Raw genomic sequence first — 20,279 nt, 5'->3', positions numbered from 1 at the left:
TTCGTCAGGACGGTGTGGGCTCGGCGGCGGCGCGGCGGTCGCGTTCGCGGTCGAAGCGTTCCAGGATGCGCTCGGAACCGCTCGCCCAGTTGGTCTTGAGCGCGGTGACCGCGCCCTCGACGTCGCCCTCGAGCAGGCACTCGGCGATCCGCTCGTGCTCGGCGGCCGAGCGCTCCAGCACGTCCTGGTCGCCGACCACGACCCGCTCGTAGCGGTGCATGGTCAGCTTCAGCGAACCGATCATGTCCAGCAGCCGCTCGTTGCGGCAGCCCGAGGTCAGCATCTCGTGCCAGGCGTCGTCGTGGCTCTCCAGGACGGCGTAGGCCGCGCGCGGATCGGGGAACGCGCGCGCCTCGGCCAGCAGCCGCGGCGCGAGCGACACCAGGAACGCCGGGTCGCTCAGCCGCAGCGCCAGGGACTCCATCTCGCGCACGATCGTGCTGAGGTCCAGGAACTCCTTGCGGCTCATCGGCGCGAACCGGAAGCCCTTGCCGCGCTCGCTGCGGATCACCCCCTCGCGCTCCAGCGCGATCAGCGCCTCCCGCAGCGGGGTCCGGCTGACGCCGAGGTCGGCGGCCATCCGGTTCTCGTTGATCGGCTCGTTCGCGGCGAACTCGCCCCGGCCGAGCCGCTCCAGCAGCTCGTCCTTGATCTGCTCACGCAGCGGACGGCGCTCGATCGCCATGCTCTCCCTCTTCCCCAGTCCCCGGATCCGACCGTGACGGCGGGGCGCGCGGCCGGTTCGTCCCGCCGCGCACCCGGCCTGGATCAGGCGGTGCCCGCGCCGTCCACGGCGAGGACGGCACCCGAAACGAACGCCGCGGCGTCGCTGGCGAGGAACGCCACGGTGCTCGCGATGTCGCGTGGGGTGCCGATGCGTCCGAGCGGCCGGTCGGCCGCGTCGGCGTAGAACGTCTCGACCGATTCTCCGAGCTGCGCCGCCTCGTCGGCGAGCATCCCGGTGGCCGTGTCGCCCGGGCAGACGCAGTTCACGCGGATGTTCCGCGGCCCGTGGTCGATCGCCATCGCGCGGGTCATGTTGACGACCGCCCCCTTCGACGCACAGTACGATACGGCCTGCGCGCCCCCCTGGATGCCCCATCCGGACCCGGTGTTGACGATGCTTCCGCCGCCCGCCTCGGCCATCAGCGGGATCGCGTACCGGCTCATCAGCATGATCGACTTGATGTTGACCGCCATCACCAGGTCCCAGTCGTCCTCGGTGATCTCGCACACGGTCGAACGGCGGATGATCCCGGCGTTGTTGAACAGCACGTCCACGCCGCCGAAGGCGTCCTTGGCCAGCTCGATCGTCCGCTCGCAGTCGGCCGCCCTCGAGACGTCGCAGCGGGAGAACAGGGCGTTCGGGATGGCCTTGGCGGCCTCCTCGCCCGCGTCGGCGTTGAGGTCGGCGAGCACGACGGACGCGCCCAGCTCACCGAGCAGCTCGGCGGTGGCGCGGCCGATTCCGGACGCGGCGCCGGTCACGACGGCGCGCTTACCGGTCAGGTCGATCATCTTCAGGCTCCTTGAACGGGATAGCGGGCGGTACGGCCGCGGCCGGTGATCACGGTGCGATAGCCGGCCAGGGCACGGTCCAGGTCGGGGTCTCCGGTGTCGAGCAGCAGCGGACGGCCGCCGAGCGCGGCGAGCTTGGCCTCGGTCGCGACGGCCAGCAGCCGGTCCGGGCCGACGGCGCGCAGCACCTCGGGCGCGATCTGCTGGTTGCCCCGGCCGAGCAGGAAGCCCTGCCCGCCGATCGGGGTGACCGCGATCCAGGTGCCGGCCGGATCGGCCTCGACGATGCGGGCGAGTTCGGCGGCGTTGACGTCGGCGGCGACGAACCGTCCGCCGCGCAGCACGTTGACGCCCATGACGGGGACGTCCACGCCGAGCGCGGCGGCGATCGCGCGGGTCGTCCCGCCGGGGCCGAGGACGAGCCGCCCGCCGCCGACGCGTCCGGCCAGCTCGGCGGCGATCCCGCCGACCGCGTACGGGTCGGCGGCCGAGCTGCCGACCTTGCGCTGCTGCACGCGGACGGGCGCGTCGGGGACGAGCAGGTGGCCGTACAGCCGGGCCGAGACCCGGCCGGACCGGACGGCGTCCTCGTCCAGGTCCATGACCTCGGCCTCGGTGAACGCCCGCGTCGTGGCGACACGGGCGGCGACCTCGCCGGCGGCGCGCGGCCCGACGCCGAACACCGCCGAGTGCATCTTCACGCCGGTCGGGACGCCGAGGACGGGCACGGACGAACCGACCGCGTCCAGGACGTCCCGGGCCGTCCCGTCGCCGCCCGCGAACAGCAGCAGGTCAACGTCGGGAGCGAGGGCCCTGGCGGCGGCGACCGTGTCGGCCGCCGTCGTGGCCGAGCCGTCCGGCGTGTAGCGGACGTCCGGCTCGAGCCCGGCCGCGCGGGCCGCGTCCTCGCCCATCGGCCCGGCGGCGGTCAGCACGACCGGCGCGCCGACCCGGGCCGCGAGCTCCGCCAGCGCGGCGGACGCGCGTTCGGACGCGCGCGGGACCGCGCCCAGCTCACGGGCGCGGGCCTGCACGTCAGGGCCGTCGCTGCCCTTGAGGCCGACCCGGCCGCCGAGTCCGGCGACCGGGTTGACCACCAGTCCGTATCTCACTGGCCGAGGATCTTCCGGCGGTAGGCGCGCCAGGTGACGGCCCAGGTCTTCGGGTCGTCGAGGGTCTCGTGCCGGACCTGGTGGATCGTCGAGTTGTGCGGGGCGGTCCGGACGGTCTCCGGGTCCTCGTACGCCTCGCGCGCGACCTCGGCGAGGATCGCGGCGTACTCGTCCAGGTCCTGCCGGGAGTAGGACTCGGTCGGCTCCAGCGTCATCGGCTCGGGCACCACGTACGGGTGGTGGCTCGTCCAGTAGTGCGTGCCGAAGTCGGCGGCGCGGACGCCGATCTCCTCGCTGTGCACGCCGGTGTCCCTGCCGAGCTCCTCCCAGGAGTACCGCACCTGCTCGATGCGCCGCTTGCCCTCGGCGTACGGCGCGGACACGCCGCGGATCTCCAGGATCTTCTTCATCAGGTAGTTGTTGTTCAGCACGGCGATCTCCGCGACCTCACGGAGGCCCTCCGCGCCGAGCGACATGATCCACGCGTACGCGCGCACCAGGTTCGGCACCACGCCGTAGAACGGGCGGATCTTCCCGACCGACTCGGGACGGTCGTCGTCGAGGTGGTAGCGGGTGCCGTCGAACTCCACGGTCGGACGCGGCAGGAACGGCACGAGCTTCTCGCTCACGCCGGACGCGCCCGCCGCCGGACCGCCGCACGCGTGCGGGGTGGAGAACGTCTTGTGCAGGTTGAAGTGGCACATGTCGAACCCGGCGGCACGCGCGCGGGTGATGCCGAGGATGCCGTTGGCGTTCGCCTGGTCGTAGGCGCACAGGCCGCCGGCCTCGTGCACGATGTCGACGAACTCGGCGATCCGCGAGTTGAAGATCCCGGTGTCCTCCGGGTTGGTGATCATCAGGGCGGCGGTGCGCGGCCCGACGGCCGCCTTCAGCGCCTCGATGTCGGGGTAGCCGTCCTTGTCCGGGTACAGGGTGATGACCTTGAACCCGGCGGTCTTGGCGCACGCCGCGTTGGACGGGTGGGAGAAGATCGTCGTGATGACCTCGTCGCGCTGCTCCAGCTCGCCGCGCGAGGCGAAGTAGGCGCGGATCATCGCGATGTTGGTGTAGATCGCGGCCGAGCCCGCGCCCGGCTGCAGCGAGACCCGGTCCATGCCGGAGATCTCCGCGAGCATCTTCTCCAGGTGGTGCATGACCTCGAGGACGCCCTGGACGGTCGACTCGTCCTGGAGCGGGTGCAGCTCGGAGATCCGGTGGTCGCGGACGAACCGGTCGTTGACCTTCGGGCTGTACTTCATCGTGCAGGTGCCCTGGCCGACGTCGATGTTGAGGTCGACGCCGAGGTTCTCCTGCGAGAGCCGCAGGTAGTGCCGCAGGACGTGCAGCTGCGACATCTCCGGCAGACCCGGGGCCTCCCTGCGGCGCAGGGCCTCGGGGAGCGAGTCGTCCAGGGGGACCTCGGGCGCGGGCACCGCCACGCCGCGCGTGCCGGGCGTGCCCAGCTCGAACAGCAGCGGCTCGTCCCAGCGGGCCTGGTGGAAGCGGCGCAGCGCGGGCTTCGGGGCGATCCGCGCGTCCTCGGTCGAGACGGGTCCGGTGTTGGCGGGGGCGCTCACTGTGCGATCTCCTCAAGCAGGGCGGCGAGGCGGTCGATGTCGTCCTTGGTGTGCACCTCGGTGACGCAGTACAGGGCGTCGCGCTCGGACAGGGCGTGCCCGCCGAAGACGTCCCGCTCGCGCAACGCCTCGTTGATCTCGGCGACGGTGCGGGAGCCGGTGAACCGGACGGCGAAGTCGGCGAAGTGCGGCGCGTCGGCGTTCGGCACCTCGACGCCCGGGATCTCCGACAGCCGGGTGATGGCGTAGCGGGTGTTCGCCATGATGGTCTCGCCGATCTCGCGCATCCCCTGCGGGCCCATCAGGGCGAGGTAGACGCCGGCGGCGATGCCGTTGAGGGCGGCGGCCGTGCCCACCCACTCCTTGCCCTCCTCACGGATCGCGAAGGACGTGCGCTCGTAGGCGACGTCGCCGAAGCCGTACTCGCCCTCGACCACGGTCGGCACGACGCCGAACAGCCGGGACGGGAACTCGGCGACCAGGTGCTCCTCGTCGCGGGTGGCGATGAACCCGGCGTTGCCGCCGCCGAAGCTCATGTGCACGCCGAGCGGCTGGACGTCGCCGCAGACGATGTCGGCGCCGTAGGACGCGGGCGGCGCGACGACGCCGAGCGAGATCGGGTTGCAGTTCACCACGTACAGCGCGCCGGCCTCGTGCGCGAGCTCCCCGAGCTCGGGCAGCGCCGGGTCGACGACGCCCAGGAAGGACGGGGCCTCGGCGTAGACCGCGGCGACGTCGCCCTCGGCGATCGCGGCGCGGACGGCCGCGACGTCGGCGCGTCCGTCCACGACCGGGACGACGACCACGTCGTGGTCGGGACGCACGTAGTCGACGACCTTCGACAGCTTGTCGGCCGCGACGGCCGAGGCGACGACGACCCGGCGCGCGCCGGTGACCCGTCCGGCCATGCGCAGCGCGGTGCCCACGGCCTGGAAGCCGTCGTAGGTCGGGACGTTGACGACGTCCATGTCGAGCAGCTCGCCCATGAGCGACTGGTACTCCCACAGCGCCTGGAAGCGGCCGTGGTCCTCGTAGGGCTCGCCGGCGTAGGCGGTGAGGAACTCGGAACGGTCCACCACCTCGTCCACGACGGCGGGCACGTGGTGCTGGTACACGCCGCCGCCGAGGAAGCTCAGCGCGTCCCGGGTGCTGGTGTTGCGGCCCAGCAGGCCGTTCATGTGCCGGACGAGCCCCGCCTCCGAGCGCATCGGCGCCGGCAGGTCGAGCGGGCCCTGCAGCCGCAGGTCCGCGGGGACGTCGGCGTAGAAGTCCTCAACCGATTCGGCCCCGACGGCGTCGAGCATCGCCCGCTTCACATCGGGTGCCGAATTGGGGATGTACGGGTGGGCAAACGAGCCGGTCATGCTCCCCCTCTTGACGAAACATCATCATTCGGTGTGCTGTATACAGCATTCAGCATGACGGTGTCAGGAGGCAAGGGTGCGTATCAACCGGATGAACCGGACACGAAGGTCGGTTCTGCTCGCGGGCGCGGTGGCCGCCGTGGTCGCGGTGAGCGGCTGTGCCGCGGGCGGCGGATCGGGCGGCAAGAAGGCCGCGCCGAGCCTGGCCGCCGGGGCGGACGCCGACATCAAGGGCGACGTCACGATCTGGTCGTGGGACGTCGCGGCGACCGCGCTCAAGCGCCTCGCCCCCGAGTTCGAGAAGCAGCACCCGGGGACGAAGATCAACATTGTCGACATCGGCTACGACAACGCCTACGACAAGATCACCGTCGGCCTGAAGGCGGGCAAGGGCCTGCCGGACATCACCACCGTCGAGGGCCCGCGGTTCCAGAGCTTCCTCGGCTCGTTCCCCGGCGGCTTCTACGACCTGACCTCGCTCGCGTCCAAGTACGAGGACCAGTTCAACCAGGCCTCGTGGAAGACCGCGACCGACGAGAAGGGCCGCACCCTGGCCCTGCCGTGGGACGCGGGACCCTGCGGCGTGTTCTACCGCCGCGACCTGTTCCAGAAGGCGGGCGTCGACCCGAACTCGATCAACACCTGGGACGACTACGTCAAGGCCGGTGAGCAGGTCAAGGCCAAGACCGGCACCAAGTTCATCACCCTGGACCCGGCCGAGGACAACACCTTCCTGATGATGCTCCAGCAGCAGGGTCAGGGGTACTTCAAGGACGGCAAGGTCGCCGTGAACTCGGCGCAGGCCGTCAAGGCGATGACCGTCCTGAAGCAGCTGTCCGACAAGGGCCTGGTCGACTGGGCGCGCGGCTGGGACGCCACGGTCACCTCGTCCAAGACCGGCAAGTCCGCCACCACGCCGCAGGCGGCCTGGTGGGGCGGCACGCTCACCGGCGAGATGAAGGAGATGAGCGGCAAGTGGGGCGTGTTCCCGCTTCCCGCGTTCGAGCAGGGCGGGGCGCACACGTCCAACAACGGCGGCTCGCTGCTCACGGTCACCTCGCAGACCAAGAACCCGAAGACCGCGTGGGCGTTCACCGAGTTCATGCTCGCCAACAGCGCCAACCAGGTGTCCATGCTCAAGAACGAGGGCCTGTTCCCGGCGTTCCTGCCCGCGCTGAAGGACCCGCTGGTCCAGCAGGCCGACCCGTACTTCGGCGGCCAGCCGGTCAACAAGGTCTTCGCCGACCTGCTGCCGTCCGTCCCGCCGATCGAGTACACCAAGGACGGCGCCAAGGCCACCCAGCTGGTGTGGTCGGCCAACGCGGGCGTGATGCTGCGCGGCAAGGACCCGAAGGCGACGCTGGACTCCACGGCCAAGCAGATCGCCTCCGCCACCGGCCGTCAGACCGCCGGATAGCGCATGGCAGCCGTGCAGACCGAGCCCGCGAGGCTCGAGAGCGTCCCCGCGGGGGACGCTCCCCGGCCCCGCCGGCGACGGTTCAGCCTGACCCACTGGTGGTTCACCGGTCCGGCGACCGTCCTGTTCGTGGCCTTCTTCGCCTATCCGCTCGCCGCGAGCGTGTACCAGAGCTTCACCGCCGACCAGGACGGCGCGACCGTCTGGGTCGGACTCCGCCAGTACCGGCGGCTCGTCCAGGACCCGGTGCTCCTGCAGTCGCTGGTCAACACCGCGCTGCTGCTGGTGATCCAGGTCCCGGTCATGATCGGCCTGGCGCTGGTGCTGGCCGGGGTGCTGAACGCGTCCTGGCTGCGGTTCCGCGGCGGGTGGCGGCTGGTGTACTTCCTGCCCGCCGTCACCACCCTGGTCGCCTACTCCGTGGTGTTCCGGGTGCTGCTCAAGACCGACGGCGGCATGGTCAACCAGCTGCTGGACGGCGTCGGCGTCGGCGGCGTGGACTGGCTGAACGACGCGACCTGGGCGCGGATCTCGCTGATCCTGTCGATCACCTGGCGGTGGACGGGCTACAACGCGGTGATCCTGCTGGCCGGGCTCCAGGCGATCGGCCGGGAGCAGTACGAGGCGGCGTCCATCGACGGCGCCGGCGCGGTCACCACGTTCACGCGGGTGATCGTGCCGCAGCTCAAGCCGGTGATCCTGTTCTGCTCGATCACCTCCACGATCGGAACGCTCCAGCTGTTCGACGAGAACTACGTGCTGACGCGCGGCGGACCGGACAACGCGACGATGACGCCCGTCCTGTACCTCTACAAGGTCGGGTTCGACCAGATGGACTTCGGCTACGCCGCGGCGATCGCGTGGGTGGTCGTGCTGCTCATCGGGCTGGTGTCGCTGATCCAGTTCCGCCTGTTGGGGAAGGGGGCGCGGTGAACCCGCGGATTCTGGGCCGGGCGGGCGCGTACCTGATCCTGCTGGCCGGCGCGGTCGTCAGCCTGGTGCCGTTCTACTGGATGGCGGTGGCGGCGACGCACGACACCGCCGACCTGTTCGGCTCGCCGCCGCCGTTCATGCCCGGCGGGGCGCTGATGGACAACCTGTCGCGGCTCTCGTCCGAGCACCGGTTCGGACGGGTCGTCGTCAACAGCCTCGGCGTCGCCGTCGTGTACACCGTGCTCAGCTCGCTGATCTCGGCAATGTGCGGGTACGGCCTGGCCAAGTACACCTTCCGGGGCAGGGGGATCCTGCTCGGCGTGGTGCTGGCGACGATGATGATCCCGATGCAGGTGCTGCTGGTCCCGCTGTTCCAGATGATGGCGAACCTCGGCTGGACCGACACCTACCAGGCGGTCATCCTGCCGTTCCTCGCCAACGCGTTCGGGATCTTCCTCATGCGGCAGGCGTTCCTCGCCTTCCCGGACGAGCTGATCGAGTCGGCCCGCATCGACGGGGCGAGCGATCTGCGGATCTTCTACCAGATCGTCCTGCCGGGCGTCCGCCCGCAGCTCGGCGCCCTGGTCATCTTCACCTTCATGAGCCAGTGGAACAGCTTCATCTGGCCGCTGCTCATGCTGAACACCGAGGAGAAGTTCACCGTGCCCATCGCGCTCAACCAGATGATCGGGCTGTCCCATGTGGACTACTCCGGCCTGATGCTGGGCTCGTTCGTGGCGACCCTCCCGATCATGATCGTGTTCTTCGTCTTCCAGCGGCAGTTCGTCGCCGGCCTGCTCGGCGGGGCGGTGAAGGGATGACGCGCGGCACGGGAACCGGCGGCGGGAACGAGACCCTGACGCGCGTCGGGGGGATGCTGTACGGCGGGGACTACAACCCCGAGCAGTGGCCCGAGGAGACGTGGGCCGAGGACGCCGCCCTCATGAAGGAGGCCGGGGTCAACATGATCACGGTCGGCGTCTTCTCCTGGGCCAGGCTGCAGCCCGGTCCGGACACGTGGGACTTCGGGTGGCTGGACCGGCTGCTCGACCTCCTGCACGGGCAGGGCATCGCGGTCGACCTGGCCACGGCGACGGCGTCGCCGCCCGCGTGGCTCGTGCGCGCGCATCCGGAGGTCCTGCCGGTGCGCTCGGACGGCGTGCGGCTGGAGTTCGGGTCGCGGCAGCACTACTGCCCGTCCTCGCCGGTGTACCGGGAGGCGGCGCTCACGCTCGGACGGAAGATCGCCGAGCGGTACCGGGACCACCCGGCGCTCGCGCTGTGGCACATCCACAACGAGTACGGCGACCACGTCACCGAGTGCTTCTGCGCGGAGTCGGCGGCCGACTTCCGGCGCTGGCTGCGCGAGCGGTACACGAGCCTGGAGGCCCTGAACTTCGCGTGGGGCACGGCGTTCTGGTCGCAGCACTACGGGTCGTGGGACGAGATCGAGCCGCCGCGCGACGCGCCCGGCCCGGTCAACCCGACGCAGACGCTCGACTGGCGGCGGTTCTGCTCGGACGCGCTGCTCGCCTGCTACCAGGGCGAGAAGGACATGCTGGACGAGGTGTCCCCCGGCGTCCCGGTGACCACGAACTTCATGTCGATGTTCAAGGCGCTGGACTACTGGAGGTGGGCGTCCCGCGAGGACTTCGTGTCCGACGACGCCTACCCCGACCCGCACGACCCCGAGGCGCACATCACGGCCGCGATGAACTACGACCTGATGCGCTCGCTCAAGGGCGGCCGGCCGTGGCTGCTGATGGAGCAGGCCCCGTCGGCGGTGAGCTGGCGTCCGGTGAACGTGCCGAAGCGTCCGGGACTGCACCGGCTGTGGTCGCTGCAGACGGTCGCGCGCGGCGCGGACGGCGTCATGTACTTCCAGTGGCGAGCCTCGCGCGCGGGCGCGGAGAAGTTCCACAGCGCGCTGCTCCCGCACGGCGGGACGACGTCGCGCGGCTGGGCCGAGACCGTCCGGTTCGGGGCGGAGCTGGCGAAGCTCGGCGGGGTCGCGGGGAGCCGCACCGAGGCCGACGTCGCGATCGTCCTGTCGTGGGACTCGTGGTGGGCCCTGGAGCAGGAGGACCACCCGTCCACGCGGCTGGAGCTGCGGGCGATCGTCGCGTCCTGGTACCGGGAGCTGTGGCGGCGGAACATCGCGGTCGACTTCGTCCCTCCGGAGGCCGACTTCGAGCGGTACAAGGTCGTCCTCGCGCCGAACCTGTACATGCTCCGGACGGACACGGCCGAGCGGCTCACCCGGTTCGTCGCCGGTGGCGGCCACCTGGCCTGCGGGTTCTTCTCCGGGATCGTGGACGAGCACGACCACATCCACCTCGGCGGCTACCCGGCGCCGCTGCGCGACGCGCTCGGCGTCGTCGTGGACGAGTTCTGGCCCGTGCCCGACGACGCGACCGTGCGGGTCGAGGACCTGGGCGGGGCGACGCACTGGAGCGAGTGGCTGGACGTCACGACCGCCGAGAGCGTCGCGTCCTACGCCGAGGGGCCGCTGGCCGGACGGCCCGCGATCACCCGCAACGTCCACGGCGACGGGCTCGGCTGGTACTTCAGCTGCCACCTGCCGTCCGCGCTGGGCCTGGTGCTGGACGCGGCGGAGGTGCGCCCGGTCCACGAGGCGCCCGAGGGCGTCGAGGTGACCCGGCGCGGCGACCACCTGTTCCTGCTGAACCACGCGGACACCGTGTCACGCGTGACCGGATTGTCCGGTGTTGATCTGTTGTCCGGCGCGACCGTCCGGGGTGGGCTCGACCTCCCCCCGCTCGGCGCCGCCGTCCTCACCCCCGAACCCCCCGCATCCGAAACAAGGTGACCATGCGCAATCCCCTCAGCGCCGCCATCGGTGTCGTCGCTCTCCTCCCCCTGACGGCGGTGCCCGCCCACGCGGCCCCCGCCGGCGCGCCCGGCCTGTCCGGTTACGCCAACGTCCTCGACATGCGCGGCACCCCCACGGCGTCCGAGCCGCCGGAGTTCAACGACATCAACGTGTTCTCCGACCGCGGCGCGTGGCACGCCTACGCCCTGCCCGAGGACCCCGCGACCTACGGCGGCTTCACCGGCCCGCTGTACATCGCGCAGGAGTACCCGTGGTGGCTGAGCAAGGCGTTCAGCCGCATCCGGCTCAGCGAGAACGGCCACGCGATCGACCTCTCCGGCGCCAAGCCGAAGCTGTCGTCGCTGCCCGGCCTGCTCCGCCAGGTCTACGAGCTGGACGGCCTGAAGCTGACCCTGGAGCTGCGCTTCGGCAGCGGCCACACCGCGCTCGTCCGCGCGTTCGTGGAGAACACCGGCCGGACGGCCCGGACGCTCCGGGTCGGCTGGACCGGCGAGCTGCTGCGCCCGGACGCCGAGCCGATGAAGAGCGCCCCCTCCCTCAGGGCGACCGGAACCGGCGTCCAGGTCGACTTCGCCAAGGTCCGCAAGACCTGGTCCTACCTGACCAACGGCACCGAGCGGTTCCAGATCACCCACGCCGAGCCGGTCAGGACGACCGTCGCGGGCGACTCCTACACCACCGACCTGGCCCGCCCGCTCACGGTCAGGCCGCGGGCGACCAGCGCCCTGACCTGGGCGGAGACCTACACCTTCGACGACGCCGAGCGGCGTACGGAGGCCCCGGCCGTCGCGGGCCTGCTGCGCTCGCCCGAGCACGCCGAGGCGCGCGGCGACGCCCGCTGGCAGGGGTACGTCTCCAAGGTGACGCGCGGCGTCCCGGCCGGGCGGCGCGGCCTGGCGGTCAAGTCGGTCGAGACGCTGGTGTCGAACTGGCGCGGCCCTGCGGGCGCGATCCGCCACAACGGAATCACGCCGTCCATCACCTACAAGTGGTTCAGCGGCCTGTGGTCCTGGGACACCTGGAAGCAGGCCGTCGGCACGGCGGAGTTCGACCCGGCGCTCGCCCGGGACCAGATCCGCTCGATGTTCGACTACCAGATCACCGCGGGGTCCAAGGACCGTCCGCAGGACGCGGGCATGATCCCGGACGCGATCTTCTACAACACCCCGGCCGAGGGCGGCGGCAACTGGAACGAGCGCAACACCAAGCCGCCGCTCGCCGCCTGGTCGGTCTGGCAGGTCTACCTCAAGGACAGGGACGCCTCGTTCCTCCGCGAGATGTACCCGAAGCTGGTCGCCTACCACGACTGGTGGTACCGGACCCGTGACCACGACCGCAACGGGCTCGCCGAGTACGGCGCGACGGTCGACCCGGCCAACGGGACCGAGGAGGACCAGCGCCAGGCCGCCGCGTGGGAGAGCGGCATGGACAACGCGCCGCGCTTCGACGCGGAGCTCGGCGTGAGGATGCTGGCCAACACCGACGCGTCCGGCAAGGTCGTCGGCTACTCCATCAACCAGGAGTCGGTCGACCTCAACGCCTACCTGGCCGCCGAGAAGCACTACCTCGCGCTGATCGCGGGCAAGCTGGGCAAGCGCGCCGGGGCGGCGAGGTTCGAGAAGGACTCCGCCAAGGTCGCCGGGCTCGTGCGCACGCGGATGTACGACGCCAAGTCGGGCTTCTTCTACGACTCGTCCATGGCCGCCGACGGTGGGAAGACCCTCACCGAGCGCGGACGCGGCATCGAGGGCGCGATCCCGCTGTGGGCAGGCGTCGCCTCGAAGCAGCAGGCGGCGGCCGTCCGGTTCAAGATGGTCGACCCGAACGAGTTCGCGACCAAGGTCCCGTTCCCGACGGTCTCCAAGAGCTCGCCGTACTTCCAGTCGACCAAGTACTGGCGCGGGCCGGTCTGGATCGACCAGGCGTACTTCGCGCTCACCGGCCTGCGCGGCTACGGCTACAAGGCCGACGCCCGCGCCCTCGCCGACCGGCTGCGCGCCAACGCGTCCGGCATGCTCGGCGACGGCGCGCTGCACGAGAACTACGACCCGCTGACCGGCGCGACGCTCAACTCGCCGAACTTCAGCTGGTCCGCGGGCCTGCTCCTCGCGCTGGACGACTGAGCACTGGACGACTGAGTCCGTCCGCCCGCGCGGCCCCGGCCGGACGCCCCACGGGGCTAACCGGCCAGGGCCGCGCGGGTGCCCGCGGCGATCTCCAGGTCTTCGCGGGCCCCGACCACGGCGACGCCGACCTCACCCCCCGCCGGGCTGAGGACGGCGTCGCCGTGCGCGTTCTCGTTCGGGACCGCGTCGATCCGGACGCCGAGGAACGCCAGGTCGGACGCCAGCCGGGCGCGGGCCGCCGCGTCGTGCTCGCCGACGCCGCCGGTGAACACCAGCGCGTCGAGCCCGCCGAGCGAGGCGGCCATCGCGGCGACGCACTTGCGCAGGCTGTGGTGGTAGACGTCGAGCGCCGCCTCCGCCGTCTCGTCCCCGGACGCCGCCCGCCGCCGAAGTTCGCGCATGTCGCCCGTCCCGTCCAGGGCGCGCAGTCCGGAACGGTGTTCCAGGGCGTCGTCGATCTCCTCCGCCGGGACGCCGTGCCTGAGCAGCCACATCGGGATGCCGGGGTCCACGCTGCCCGCGCGCGTGGCCATCACCAGCCCTTCGAGCGGCGTGAAGCCCATGGTCGTGTCGACCGACCGTCCGTCCAGGACGGCCGCCAGCGAGGCCCCCGCGCCGAGGTGGCAGACGACCATGCGGCGTGGCCGTCCGAGGAGTCCGGCCGCGCGGCGCGACGCGTGGGCGAACGACAGCCCGTGGAAGCCGTAGCGGCGGATCCCGAACCGCTCACGCCATTCCTCGGGCAGCGCGTACGTCGCGGCGGCGGACGGAAGACCGGCGTGGAACGCGGTGTCGAAGCAGGCCACGACCGGGACGTCCGGCAGCGCCCGCCGCATCTCCCCCAGCGCGTACAGCGACATCGGCTGGTGCAGCGGCGCGAGGTCGGTCAGCGTGAGCAGGTTCTTGGTCACCTCGTCGTCCACGACCACCGGACGCGTGTAGTCCCGCCCGCCGTGGACGAACCGGATGCCCACCGCGTCCGGGCGGGGCATCCGGGCGACCAGGGCGAGCACGCGCTCGGCCTCCCGTTCCACGCCTCCGGTCGGCAGCTCGGCATGGACGAGCACCTCGTCGTCGGCGTCCAGCAGCGCGAGCTTCACGCTGCTGGACCCCGGGTTCACAGTGAGCACACGCATCGCAATCCCCCTTGATGAGACCTGGTTCAGTAGGGCCAGACCCAGTCGCGGACCTCGGGGGCGTCCTCCCCGTGGTCGCGGGTGTAGGCGCGCAGCCGCAGCCGCGTGTCGGCCATGCGCTGCCGGATGTGCCCGACGCGTCCGCCGAGGCCCGGGACGCGGTCGATCACGTCCATGACCAGGTGGTACCGGTCCATGTCGTTCAGCATGACCATGTCGAACGGCGTGGTGGTCGTCCCCTCCTCCTTGTAGCCGCGCACATGCAGGTTGTCGTGGTTGGTGTGCCGGTAGGCGAGCCGGTGGATCAGGTACGGGTAGCCGTGGAACGCGAAGATGACCGGCTTGTCCGTGGTGAACAGGGCGTCGAACTCGTTGCTCGGCAGGCCGTGCGGATGCTCCCCGACCGGCAGCAGCCGCATGAGGTCCACGACGTTCACGACGCGGACGCGCAGGTCGGGCAGCAGTTGCCGGAGCAGGTCGGCCGCGGCGAGCGTCTCCAGGGTCGGGACGTCGCCCGCGCACGCGAGGACGACGTCCGGGTCGGCGCCGCAGTCGGTGCTCGCCCACTCCCAGATGCCGATGCCGCGCGCGCAGTGCCGGACGGCCTCGTCCATCGGCAGCCACACCGGCGCGGGCTGCTTGCCCGCGACGACCACGTTCACATAGTCGCGCGAGCGCAGGCAGTGGTCGGCGACCGACAGCAGCGTGTTGGCGTCCGGCGGCAGGTAGACGCGCACGACCTCGGGTTTCTTGTTCATGACGACGTCGATGAACCCGGGGTCCTGGTGGGTGAAGCCGTTGTGGTCCTGCCTCCAGACGTGCGAGGACAGCAGGTAGTTCAGCGACGCGACCGGCACCCGCCAGGGCAGGCCCCGCGTGACCTTCAGCCACTTGGCGTGCTGGTTGAACATGGCGTCCACGATGTGCGTGAACGCCTCGTAGGTGTTGAACAGGCCGTGCCGCCCGGTGAGCAGGTAGCCCTCCAGCCAGCCCTGGCACAGGTGCTCGCTCAGCACCTCCATGACCCGCCCGGACGCCGCCTGGTGCTCGTCGGTGTCGCGCCGCTCGCCCGCGAAGACCCGGTCGGTGACCTCGAAGACCGCGCCGAGCCGGTTGGAGAGGGTCTCGTCCGGGCCCGTGATCCGGAAGTTGTCCGGGTTGGCGGACACCGTATCCCGCAGGTAGGCGCCGAGGACACGGGTGGCCTCGGCCATCGTGGTGCCGCGCTTGTCCACGGGGACGGCGTGCGCGGCGACGCCGGGCAGGGCGAGCGGGCGCAGCAGCCGTCCGCCGTTGGCGTGCGGATTGGCGCTCATCCTCCGGTCCCCGGCGGGGGCGAGGCCGCGGAGCGCCTCGACCGGGCGTCCGTCCTGGTCGAAGAGCTCCTCGGGACGGTAGGACCGCAGCCACGCCTCCAGTTGCGCCAGGTGCCCGGGGTCCTCCCGGACGCGGGCCAGCGGCACCTGGTGCGCGCGCCAGGTGCCCTCGACGGGCAGGCCGTCCACCTCCTTCGGGCCGGTCCAGCCCTTCGGCGTCCGCAGGATGATCATCGGCCAGCGCGGGCGGTCCGTCGCGCCCTCCTCGCGGGCCGCGCGCTGGATCCGCGCGATCTCGTCCAGGGCGGCGTCGAGCGCGGCGGCCATCTCCCGGTGCACCCGCGCCGGGTCGTCACCGGACACGATCACCGGCGCGTACCCGTAGCCCTCGAACAGCGCGCGCAGCTCGTCCTCGGGGATCCGGGCCAGCACCGCCGGATTCGCGATCTTGTAGCCGTTGAGCGCCAGGATCGGCAGCACCGCGCCGTCGTGCACCGGATCCACGAACTTGGTCGAGTGCCAGCTGGTGGCGAGCGGCCCCGTCTCGGCCTCGCCGTCCCCGACGATGCACGCCACGACCAGGCCGGGGTTGTCGAACGCGGCGCCGTAGGCGTGCGCGAGCGAGTAGCCGAGCTCACCGCCCTCGTGGATCGAGCCCGGGGTCTCCGGCGCGACGTGGCTCGGGACGCCGCCAGGGAAGGAGAACTGCCGGAACAACCGCTCCATCCCGGCCGCGTTCTGCTGGACCTCCGGGTAGACCTCGCTGTAGGTGCCCTCCAGCCAGGCGTTCGCGACGGCGGACGGCCCGCCGTGCCCCGGCCCCATGATGTAGATCATGTCGAGGTCGCGGTCCCGGATGACCCGGTTGAGGTGGACGTAGCAGAGGTTCAGGCCGGGCGAGGTGCCCCAGTGCCCGAGCAGCCGGGGCTTGATGTCCCCGAGCCGCAGCGGCTCACGCAGCAGCGGGTTCGCCATCAGGTAGATCTGGCCCGCCGACAGGTAGTTCGCGGCACGCCAGTAGGCGTCGATCAGGCCGAGTTCGGCGTCGGTCGGCGGCGCGGTCGTGCTCACGGTTTCCTCCCGGTGATCGCCTGTCCCACACCGCCGATCCTTCCCGGAGACGGCCGTGGGAGTCACGTGCCGAAGGTCCTTTTCCGCCATGCCGTGCGGCCCAATTCATATGGATTGGACTATTTATCCTGGTTTATCGTCGACGTGTGCGCGGGTTCCGTCCTCCGGGGGAGTGACTGATGGACGTGTTCGGCGAGGTGCGCGAACGGGAGTTCGCCCGGCTGGACGAAACGGGCCAGACCTACCTCGACTTCACCGGATCCGGCCTCGCCCCGCGCCGCTTGATCGACGGACACCACGAACGGAACCTGCACGGCGTCTTCGGGAACCCGCACTCGGAGAGCCCGTCCTCCCAGGCGTCCACCGACCTGGTCGAGCACGCCCGCGCGGCGGTCCTGCGCTTCTTCCACGCCGACCCGGGCGAGTACGCGGTCGTCTTCACCCCGAACGCGACCGGCGCGTGCCGCCTGGTCGGCGAGGCGTACCCGTTCCGGCGCGGCACCCGGCTGGTCATGCTGATGGACGACCACAACTCGGTGAACGGCATCCGGGAGTTCGCGAGGGCCCGCGGGGTACGTGTCCGGTACATCCCCCTCCGTGCCGGGGACCTGCGCGCGGACGGCGCGACCGTGCGGGCCGGACTGCCCCGCCGCCGCTCACCCGGCCTGTTCGTCTACCCGGCGCAGAGCAACTTCACGGGCGTCCAGCACCCGCTGGAATGGGTCACGCTCGCCCAGCGGCGCGGCTACGACGTCCTGCTGGACGCGGCGGCGTTCGTCCCCGCCAGCCCGCTGGACCTGAGCGCCGTCAAGCCCGACTTCGTGCCGGTGAGCTGGTACAAGGTGTTCGGCTACCCGACCGGCGTCGGCTGCCTGGTCGCGCGCCGGGCGGCGCTCGCCCGGCTCCGCCGCCCCTGGTTCGCGGGCGGGACGATCCAGGCGTCGAGCGCGCTCGGGGGCTGGCACGTCCTGGCCCGCGACGAGACCGCCTTCGAGGACGGCACGCTCAACTTCCTCGCCATCCCGGACGTGGCCGAGGGCGTCGAGTGGATCGGCGGACTCGGCATGGACCGCGTCCACGCGCACGTCACCGCCCTCACCGGCCGCCTCCTCGACGGCCTGGCCGCGCTCCGCCACGCGTCCGGACGCCCCATGATCCGGATCTACGGGCCCAGCACGGTCCGGCGGCGCGGCGGGACGGTCGCCTTCAACGTGCTGAGCGCGGACGGCCGTGTCGTGGACGAACGGGTCGTCGCCCGCGACACGGCCGCGCGCGGCATCTCGGTCCGGACGGGCTGCTTCTGCAACCCGGGCGCGGGCGAGGCGGCGCTCGGCATCGAACGGCCCCGGCTGCTCGCCGCCGCCCGCGCGGGCACCGACCAGGACACCCTCGACGACTACCTCGTCCGGCTCGGCCTGCCGACCGCGGGAGCGATCAGGGCGTCCCTCGGCGTCGCGTCCAACGCCGACGACGTCGACCGCCTGCTGGCGTTCCTCGCCGACACCTACCGCGACCGCTCCCCCGGAACCACCGGCCTCGACCCGCGCGAACGCTGCTGACCACGGTCACCGGGCGGCCGGACAGCGGCGGGGCGCAAGTGGGGAGGCGCCCTGCACGGACGCCTCCCCACGGGGGTGTCAGTTGAAGCAGTTCTGCTTCTTGAGTTCCAGCATGACGCCGGTGACCTTGCCGTGGCCCACCGCGAAGGAGTACAGCGCCTTGCGGTTGCCCGGCGCGGTCACGTCGTAGTAGCCGTGGACGGTGCGGCGAACGCCCGGGTAGGCGCGCTTGAGCTGGGCCAGCGACGATCCGGCGTGGATGCCGCGCGTGGTCGAGACGCCCTTCGGGGCGGTGATCAGCGCGACGCCGTACTTCGTGGAGATGTAGCCGCCGACGTTGTCGCGCCCGGTCGGGTGACCCTTGAGGTCGTAGCCGACGCAGTAGCGGTCGCGGTGCTTGACCACGACCGCGCCCGAGCGGAGCGCGGCCTTGGCGGACTCCCCGATCCGCACCTTGCCGTACCCGAAGGACGTGAGGCGCTGCTTGGCCGCGGCCTGCTGGTCGGCCGCGCCCGCGGCGGTCGCCCCCGTGGCGAGCGCCAGTCCGGCGGCGACCACCACGATCGCCGGACGCGTGATCTTCCTGCTGAGTCTCATGCTGATTCCCCGTTCTCGATGGACTCCGTGCGCATCATGAGATGCCGGTCACGAAGCGCCGGTTCGGGATGAATCGCCAAATCTGGAACGACTGGGCTCGGCGGTCCTACGAACCCATGCGGGCGATGCGGCCCTTCTCGCCGGACGCCCAGCAGCCCCCGCGCGCGCACGAGACGGTGTCGAAGCTGCCAGTGTCGAAGCGCGTCCAGGTGCGTCCGTTGTCACGGGACACGTCACTGCCGGTCGGGCCCACCGCGAACAGCATCGGACCGAAGTACGTCACTCCCGAGCGGTACTCGGCTGGCGGACGCGGCGCGAGCCGCCAGGACCGTCCGGCGTCGCCCGTGGTCGCGGCGGCGTCCGGGGACGGCTCGCCCGCGCGGTAGTCGCCGCCGACGGCGACGCCGTGCCGGGCGTCCCGGAACGCCAGCCCGAACACGCCCGCCGCCGCGCCGCTCGGCAGCGGCGCGTCGGTGACCGTCCAGGTGCGGCCCCGGTCACGGCTGTGGAACACCCGCGAGCGCTCGCCGCCGCCGGTCGCGATCCACGCGTCCCGGGAGCCGCGTGAGACCAGGCACTGGCCGCTCGCGGCGAACCCGGCCTCGCCCGGAAGCGCGGCGGGCATCCCGGCGTTCGGGAGCACCTTCCAGCTCCGGCCGCCGTCGGCCGTCGACAGGATCCGGAACCTGCCGTCCACCGGGTCGCTGACCGCGAGCCCGTGGCGCCGGTCGAAGAAGGTCATGCAGTCGTAGAACGCCTTCGGGTCGTCGTTCCTGAACCCGGTCGTCCAGGTGCGTCCGCCGTCGGACGTCCGGTACACCCGGGACGCGTCGCCGTCGCCGATCGCCAGCACCACGGCGTTGTCGGCGTCGAACGCCTCCACGTCGCGGAACTCCAGGCCCGCCGCGTCCGCCGGGGCGGCCTTCGCCCACGTCCGGCCGCCGTCCACGGTGCGCAGGACGGTCCCGCCGCTGCCCGCGGCCCAGGCGGTGCGCCGGTCCACGGCCGCCAGGCCCCGGAACCGCGCCTGCACGCCCGTGTCGGTGAGCCTCCAGCCGAGCCGCGCGTCACCCGGGTGCGGACGTCCCGCGTGCGGGGTCCCCGCGTGGGCCGTCCCGGCGAGTCCGGCGGCCAGGGCCGCCGCCGCCAGGCCCGCCAGCGGGAGGGTCCGGACGATCTTCCGCGTGAGAGTCATGGCGCGGAAGGTAGCGAAACGTGATCTTCCCGTCCAGACCCGGCGTACCGGAGGTTCCTCTCAGAACGCCGGGGCCCACGCCGGGCCGGACGGCTCGGCCGTGTGGACGGTGCTCCCAGCCGCTACTAAGGTGTGCGCTGGACGACACCGAGCGGACGGAGGTGGGCGTGGACGGCACAACGCCACGTCGCCGCAGGCTGCTCATGCTCATGGCCGGCCTGTTCGGACTCGTCACGACCGTCGCGTCCGCACTGCCCGGCGGCGCCGCGGGCGTCCCGGAGAGCTCCGCCGCCGCGTCCGGCATGCCCGGGCAGGACTGCGCGAGCCACTGCGCCCCTCGCACGGCCCAGGAGCGCCCCACCCGGGTCGGGGCCGCGCAGGAGCTGGCGGCGCGCGAGCGGGCGACCCAGCGCAGCGAGGCCCTCAGGGCGGGCGCCGCCCTCTTCCACCGGTACTACGCCGCCATCATCGCCCGTTACGAGACGCGGTCAGGCCATGACGGCG

The 20,279-nt window shown here is 71.9% G+C and carries 16 protein-coding genes; 7 read left to right on the top strand and 9 right to left on the bottom strand.

Features of this window, described 5'->3' with window-relative positions; translation table 11 throughout:
* Positions 1–4: 4 nt before the first annotated feature.
* The 5 genes from P696_RS42150 to gcvPA form a co-directional block, all read right to left on the bottom strand.
* The gene (locus P696_RS42150) at positions 5–685 is read right to left on the bottom strand and encodes a GntR family transcriptional regulator (RefSeq protein WP_051466441.1); all 681 of its coding nucleotides are present in this window, start codon (positions 683–685) and stop codon (positions 5–7) included.
* An 83-nt stretch (positions 686–768) separates the two neighbouring features.
* Positions 769–1,518 (bottom strand): SDR family NAD(P)-dependent oxidoreductase, encoded by a 750-nt coding sequence (locus P696_RS0100075; protein WP_026410746.1) that lies wholly within the window; start codon positions 1,516–1,518, stop codon positions 769–771.
* Between the two features lie 2 nt (positions 1,519–1,520).
* Entirely contained in the window at positions 1,521–2,630 is a 1,110-nt protein-coding gene (locus P696_RS42145) for an ATP-NAD kinase family protein (RefSeq protein ID WP_064743829.1), read from the bottom strand.
* On the bottom strand, positions 2,627–4,207 hold the full coding sequence (gcvPB, locus tag P696_RS0100065; protein ID WP_084336575.1) for an aminomethyl-transferring glycine dehydrogenase subunit GcvPB: 1,581 nt from the start codon (positions 4,205–4,207) through the stop codon (positions 2,627–2,629). Before gcvPB ends, P696_RS42145 begins: the two co-directional genes overlap by 4 nt.
* Positions 4,204–5,571 carry an aminomethyl-transferring glycine dehydrogenase subunit GcvPA gene (gene gcvPA / locus P696_RS0100060; RefSeq protein ID WP_026410744.1) on the bottom strand — a complete coding sequence of 456 codons (1,368 nt, stop codon included), beginning with the start codon at positions 5,569–5,571 and terminating at the stop codon, positions 4,204–4,206. Before gcvPA ends, gcvPB begins: the two co-directional genes overlap by 4 nt.
* Before the next feature lie 76 nt (positions 5,572–5,647).
* On the opposite strand from gcvPA, the gene P696_RS0100055 reads away from it, so the two are divergent.
* Genes P696_RS0100055 through P696_RS0100035 form a run of 5 tightly spaced genes read left to right on the top strand, consistent with a single transcriptional unit; the run spans position 5,648 to position 12,898 of the window.
* Entirely contained in the window at positions 5,648–6,988 is a 1,341-nt protein-coding gene (locus P696_RS0100055; RefSeq protein ID WP_211245566.1) for an ABC transporter substrate-binding protein, read from the top strand.
* 3 nt (positions 6,989–6,991) lie between these two features.
* Positions 6,992–7,921 (top strand): carbohydrate ABC transporter permease, encoded by a 930-nt coding sequence (locus P696_RS0100050; protein ID WP_084336573.1) that lies wholly within the window; start codon positions 6,992–6,994, stop codon positions 7,919–7,921.
* Complete coding sequence (locus P696_RS0100045; RefSeq protein WP_026410741.1) at positions 7,918–8,742, top strand: carbohydrate ABC transporter permease; 825 nt, start codon at positions 7,918–7,920, stop codon at positions 8,740–8,742. The genes P696_RS0100050 and P696_RS0100045 overlap by 4 nt, the downstream gene beginning before the upstream one ends.
* Positions 8,739–10,751 carry a beta-galactosidase gene (locus tag P696_RS0100040; RefSeq protein WP_211245565.1) on the top strand — a complete coding sequence of 671 codons (2,013 nt, stop codon included), beginning with the start codon at positions 8,739–8,741 and terminating at the stop codon, positions 10,749–10,751. The genes P696_RS0100045 and P696_RS0100040 overlap by 4 nt, the downstream gene beginning before the upstream one ends.
* Positions 10,752–10,753: 2 nt before the next feature.
* Positions 10,754–12,898, top strand: coding sequence for an MGH1-like glycoside hydrolase domain-containing protein (locus P696_RS0100035; RefSeq protein WP_026410739.1), 2,145 nt, complete (start codon positions 10,754–10,756; stop codon positions 12,896–12,898).
* Between the two features lie 56 nt (positions 12,899–12,954).
* Here the strand turns inward: P696_RS0100035 and P696_RS0100030 are convergent, their stop codons facing one another.
* Together P696_RS0100030 and P696_RS0100025 are read right to left on the bottom strand one after the other, a co-directional pair.
* Positions 12,955–14,037: an acetate/propionate family kinase gene (locus P696_RS0100030; protein WP_026410738.1), complete on the bottom strand. Its 1,083-nt coding sequence runs from the start codon at positions 14,035–14,037 to the stop codon at positions 12,955–12,957.
* 26 nt (positions 14,038–14,063) lie between these two features.
* Positions 14,064–16,424, bottom strand: coding sequence for a phosphoketolase family protein (locus P696_RS0100025; protein ID WP_026410737.1), 2,361 nt, complete (start codon positions 16,422–16,424; stop codon positions 14,064–14,066).
* A 179-nt stretch (positions 16,425–16,603) separates the two neighbouring features.
* On the opposite strand from P696_RS0100025, the gene P696_RS0100020 reads away from it, so the two are divergent.
* On the top strand, positions 16,604–17,983 hold the full coding sequence (locus tag P696_RS0100020; protein WP_034482652.1) for an aminotransferase class V-fold PLP-dependent enzyme: 1,380 nt from the start codon (positions 16,604–16,606) through the stop codon (positions 17,981–17,983).
* Positions 17,984–18,061: 78 nt separating this feature from the next.
* Here P696_RS0100020 and P696_RS0100015 read toward each other — a convergent pair whose 3' ends face one another.
* Positions 18,062–18,580 (bottom strand): hypothetical protein, encoded by a 519-nt coding sequence (locus P696_RS0100015; protein ID WP_051466438.1) that lies wholly within the window; start codon positions 18,578–18,580, stop codon positions 18,062–18,064.
* Positions 18,581–18,686: 106 nt separating this feature from the next.
* Positions 18,687–19,775 (bottom strand): WD40/YVTN/BNR-like repeat-containing protein, encoded by a 1,089-nt coding sequence (locus P696_RS0100010; RefSeq protein WP_051466436.1) that lies wholly within the window; start codon positions 19,773–19,775, stop codon positions 18,687–18,689.
* A 167-nt stretch (positions 19,776–19,942) separates the two neighbouring features.
* Between P696_RS0100010 and P696_RS42140 the strand changes: the two genes are divergently transcribed.
* The coding region (locus P696_RS42140) for a hypothetical protein (RefSeq protein ID WP_211245564.1) at positions 19,943–20,279 on the top strand (337 nt) is incomplete at its 3' end.

This window comes from Actinomadura oligospora ATCC 43269 (assembly GCF_000518265.1).
Taxonomy (GTDB): domain Bacteria; phylum Actinomycetota; class Actinomycetes; order Streptosporangiales; family Streptosporangiaceae; genus Spirillospora; species Spirillospora oligospora.
This window is presented reverse-complemented; position numbering and strand designations above follow the sequence as displayed.

Coding starts and splice junctions, on each gene's coding strand:
- P696_RS0100035 (WP_026410739.1), top strand. CDS start 10,754: ATGCGCAATCCCCTCAGCGCCGCCATCGGTGTCGTCGCTCTCCTCCCC.
- P696_RS0100015 (WP_051466438.1), bottom strand. CDS start 18,580: ATGAGACTCAGCAGGAAGATCACGCGTCCGGCGATCGTGGTGGTCGCC.
- P696_RS0100040 (WP_211245565.1), top strand. CDS start 8,739: ATGACGCGCGGCACGGGAACCGGCGGCGGGAACGAGACCCTGACGCGC.
- P696_RS42150 (WP_051466441.1), bottom strand. CDS start 685: ATGGCGATCGAGCGCCGTCCGCTGCGTGAGCAGATCAAGGACGAGCTG.
- P696_RS0100010 (WP_051466436.1), bottom strand. CDS start 19,775: ATGACTCTCACGCGGAAGATCGTCCGGACCCTCCCGCTGGCGGGCCTG.
- gcvPA (WP_026410744.1), bottom strand. CDS start 5,571: ATGACCGGCTCGTTTGCCCACCCGTACATCCCCAATTCGGCACCCGAT.
- P696_RS0100075 (WP_026410746.1), bottom strand. CDS start 1,518: ATGATCGACCTGACCGGTAAGCGCGCCGTCGTGACCGGCGCCGCGTCC.
- P696_RS0100020 (WP_034482652.1), top strand. CDS start 16,604: ATGGACGTGTTCGGCGAGGTGCGCGAACGGGAGTTCGCCCGGCTGGAC.
- P696_RS0100050 (WP_084336573.1), top strand. CDS start 6,992: ATGGCAGCCGTGCAGACCGAGCCCGCGAGGCTCGAGAGCGTCCCCGCG.
- P696_RS0100030 (WP_026410738.1), bottom strand. CDS start 14,037: ATGCGTGTGCTCACTGTGAACCCGGGGTCCAGCAGCGTGAAGCTCGCG.